Below are 3,206 nucleotides of genomic sequence, written 5' to 3'. Positions count from 1 at the left end.
CTTATTGAGTTGATAAGCCTCCGCGCCGGAGCGAACGTGGATCCACAAGGACGATGCAACTCGCCAAGGAGACTAGACGATGACGAGCCGCCTGAACCCGATCACCACCCCGCGCCACGAACTCCGGGCCGAGAAGGCGCGCCGGAACAGGGAAGCGGCGCGCGCCGCCTTTATGGCCAAGAAGGCCGAGATCGACGAGATGCTCGCCCGGCTGCAGGCGCTCAGCGCCGACCACTTCAACGCCCACCCCGACGAGATCAACTGGGCCGACGTCGGCACCCTCGAGCACTACGCGAGCCTCCTGAAGCGCATCACCGACAGCGCTTTCTGCGAAGGCGAACACGCCGAGTGATCTCCGGCACCGCCGGAACTCCCGCCGCGCGCCCTGCGCGGTGAGCCCGAACCGTGGCCCCAGTGGGGCCGCGTAAGTCGGGCGAACGGGTCGTAGAAGGCGCCGCATGTCGCGGGCCCGAATACGGAGACGACCCCATGACCAAGCTTTCCGACACGCAGCTCGTGATCCTCAGCGCCGCCGCGCAGCGCGAGGACCGCAACGTCCTGCCGCTTCCCGGCTCCCTCCGCGGCGGCGCCGCCGCCAAGGTGGTCGGCGCGCTGCTGAAGCGCGGGCTGATCGCCGAGACGGCGACCGACAGCCGGACCAAGGCCGACGCCGCGCTCAACCGCATCTGGCGCAACGACGAGGACGGCAACGCCATCCTCCTGCACATCACCGACGCGGGCCTTGCCGCCATCGGCGTCGAGCCGGACGGCGGCGACAACGCGCCCACGGGCGCGGACGAGGCGCCGAACGCGGAAGCCCCAAAGGACGCCGCCCCCGCCGAGCCCGACCCCGCGCCCAAGGCGCACACACCGCGCACGGGCACGAAGCAGGCCAAGCTGATCGAGATGCTCCACGCCGAGGGTGGCGCAACCATCGACGAGATCGTGGCGGCCCTCGACTGGCAAGCTCACACGGCTAGGGGCGCCATCTCCGGCGCGCTGAAAAAGAAGCTCGGCTTGACCATCACCTCCGAGAAAATCGAGGGGCGCGGTAGGGCGTACATGATCGCCGAGGACTGACGCCGCGTACGCGCGCCAGCTTCATGTCGCCGCCCCACAAGGGCGGCGGCGCTCGTCTCAGCGATCCGTCCTCCGGAACACGCTGTACTGGAAGCTCTGTCTGTTGCCCTTCGGCGTGACGTGCATGTGGCGTCTGGCGTCGAGCATCTCGAACCGGCCCGGAAGCAGTCGGTCGAGTTCCTGCGCCAGCGCCTCCGGCGCATAGCGCACCACGGGCAGGCCCGAGCACATTTCGGGCCCGTCATCGGCAAAGGTCGCGATGATCGCGATCCCGCCCGGGCAAAGGGCATCGGACAGGGCGCGAGCATAGCCGGCGCGATCCTCGGCCCCAGTCAGAAAATGGAACACCGCGCGGTCGTGCCAGACCGCATACTCCCGGTCAGGCTGCCACGTCGTGATGTCCGCCTCGATCCACGCAACGTCGTCGGCCTTTGGGCCGAGCCGCTGCCGGCTGAGGGTCAGGGCGGCCGCGGAGAGGTCCAGCACCGCGAGAGGCCCGAACCCTTCATCGAGCAAAGCATCGACGAGCCGGGACGCGCCGGCACCGATGTCTATGAACGGCGCGCCCGGTTGCAGATGTCCGCGCACCAGATCGAGCGACACCGCGGGCGTTGCTTCGAACCATGTCAGTGCGCCTTCCGACCGCGCGCCGTACACGTCGTCCCAGTGCTCCTGTCCACCTGCCATCTTGCCCGACGCCTCCTTGTGGGACGAACCTAATCCATTGAGGCGCCGCATGACACCGTCATTGCATCACGAGCGTCCTCAAGAGCTCCGATCCCGGATCGCCTCGAACAGCCGCCGCAGCAGATAGCCGCGCGCCAGCGAGACCCCGACGAAAGCGAGCCCGATGGTCAGATGCTCCGCAAGACCCGTCTCGATCCCGAACCAGGGGAACACGACGATCTGCGTGGCGATGGCCAAAACGTAACCGACGACAACGTTTGCTGCGGCCTCGACCATCGACATGATCCGGCTCTGCTTCATCGCAGGCTCTCCATGAAAGCCGTCACGAATTCCGCCGCGAGCGGCGGCACGATCGCATTGCCGTAGCCCCGCAGGAGCCCCATGCGGCCGGATATCCCATCAGCCAGCGGGAATGTTCCGGGCTCAACGGGCCTCCAGCAGCCATCGCGGCAGAGGAGCCAGTCCGGATCTCGCCAGACGCCGTCCGTCGCATCGGTCCCGGCGGGGTCGGCGCCTTCGACCAGTCGACCAGTTTCACCGTCCTGCGGCTCGCATCCGTGTTGCCGGCCGCGTTGTACCTGTTCGTCGCGGGCGAGCCCGCCATCGCCGTCGGCCACCCCGCCAGCCAGACCTGCCGGCCGAGCAGTGCGTTGATCGGAACGGCCCGGCATTCCGAGCCGTCCTTGTGATCCCGCGCCGAGGCCGTCGCCCAGCCCGCCCGGGTCCAGGGCCATGGCGCCGAAGAACAGCCGCTGGCGGATGTGCGGCGCGCCGATGCCCGCAGCCGGCAGATCGGCCGCCGCGACGGCGTAAGATGCCGCTTCCAGGTCAGCCGCCAGAGCGTCGAACCACGCCCAGCAAGCTGGATCCTCAGCCGCTGTTCGAGCCGCGCCGCCAACTGGCCCGAGCACTGCCGCGCTCGCGACCTGCTCGCCGAATACGAACTCCGGCCGGCAGGCCGCGACGAGCCGCAGGAAGGCCGGGGCGAGGTGGCGGTCATCGTCCTGTCCCTTGCGCTGCCCGGCCTGGCTGAACGGCTGGCAGGGTGGCGAACCGGTCCAGACGGACAGATCGCCGGCAACGCCTGCGAGGCGCAGCGCGTAGGGCCAGCCGCCGATGCCGGCGAAGAAATGACATTGTGCGAAACCGCGCAGCTCGGCGGGCTCCACATCCAGGATGGACCGCTCGTCCACCTCGCCGGCAGGCAGAAGCCCGGCCGCGATCAGTTCCCGCAGCCAGGCACAGGCCGCGGGATCGGCATCGTTGTAGTAGACGGCCATCAGGCAGCGGCATCGGCCTTGTCGCCCAGCCGCTCTTCCTTCACCGCGCCAAAGGTGCGGCCGTCACCGTCGAGGACCGCGTCGCGCCCCGTCTCCGCCTGCCAGCGCTCCACGGCCACATCGACATAGGCCGGGCTGATTTCCATCGCATAGACACGC

At 69.0% G+C, this 3,206-nt stretch carries 5 protein-coding genes and 1 pseudogene; 2 read left to right on the top strand and 4 right to left on the bottom strand.

From position 1 onward, the window contains the following. The first annotated feature begins 79 nt into the window (after positions 1-79). Entirely contained in the window at positions 80-352 is a 273-nt protein-coding gene (locus DRV84_RS14980; protein ID WP_115982121.1) for a hypothetical protein, read from the top strand. Between the two features lie 137 nt (positions 353-489). Continuing rightward, positions 490-1,080 (top strand): DUF3489 domain-containing protein, encoded by a 591-nt coding sequence (locus DRV84_RS14975; protein WP_115982119.1) that lies wholly within the window; start codon positions 490-492, stop codon positions 1,078-1,080. A gap of 57 nt (positions 1,081-1,137) precedes the next feature. Here the strand turns inward: DRV84_RS14975 and DRV84_RS14970 are convergent, their stop codons facing one another. The 4 genes and pseudogenes from DRV84_RS14970 to DRV84_RS16080 all read right to left on the bottom strand — a co-directional run. After that, positions 1,138-1,767: a class I SAM-dependent methyltransferase gene (locus DRV84_RS14970; protein WP_115982117.1), complete on the bottom strand. Its 630-nt coding sequence runs from the start codon at positions 1,765-1,767 to the stop codon at positions 1,138-1,140. A 78-nt stretch (positions 1,768-1,845) separates the two neighbouring features. Next, positions 1,846-2,067, bottom strand: a complete 222-nt coding sequence (locus DRV84_RS14965) for a DUF7220 family protein (RefSeq protein ID WP_115982115.1) — start codon at positions 2,065-2,067, stop codon at positions 1,846-1,848. Then, positions 2,064-3,047: a DNA cytosine methyltransferase gene (locus DRV84_RS14960; RefSeq protein ID WP_115982112.1), complete on the bottom strand. Its 984-nt coding sequence runs from the start codon at positions 3,045-3,047 to the stop codon at positions 2,064-2,066. Before DRV84_RS14960 ends, DRV84_RS14965 begins: the two co-directional genes overlap by 4 nt. Next, a pseudogene (locus DRV84_RS16080) lies at positions 3,047-3,206 on the bottom strand (DNA methylase); the annotation flags it as partial. The pseudogene DRV84_RS16080 and the gene DRV84_RS14960, both read right to left, overlap by 1 nt.

This window comes from Rhodosalinus sediminis (assembly GCF_003385555.1).
Classification (GTDB): Bacteria; Pseudomonadota; Alphaproteobacteria; order Rhodobacterales; family Rhodobacteraceae; genus Rhodosalinus; species Rhodosalinus sediminis.
The sequence above is the reverse complement of the archived record's forward strand: the minus strand, read 5'-3'. Positions and strand labels throughout refer to the sequence as shown.

What these genes read in the sequence shown, in the direction of transcription:
- DRV84_RS14965 (WP_115982115.1), bottom strand. Translation starts at nt 2,067, where the DNA reads ATGAAGCAGAGCCGGATCATGTCGATGGTCGAGGCCGCAGCAAACGTT.
- DRV84_RS14975 (WP_115982119.1), top strand. Translation starts at nt 490, where the DNA reads ATGACCAAGCTTTCCGACACGCAGCTCGTGATCCTCAGCGCCGCCGCG.
- DRV84_RS14980 (WP_115982121.1), top strand. Translation starts at nt 80, where the DNA reads ATGACGAGCCGCCTGAACCCGATCACCACCCCGCGCCACGAACTCCGG.
- DRV84_RS14970 (WP_115982117.1), bottom strand. Translation starts at nt 1,767, where the DNA reads ATGGCAGGTGGACAGGAGCACTGGGACGACGTGTACGGCGCGCGGTCG.
- DRV84_RS14960 (WP_115982112.1), bottom strand. Translation starts at nt 3,047, where the DNA reads ATGGCCGTCTACTACAACGATGCCGATCCCGCGGCCTGTGCCTGGCTG.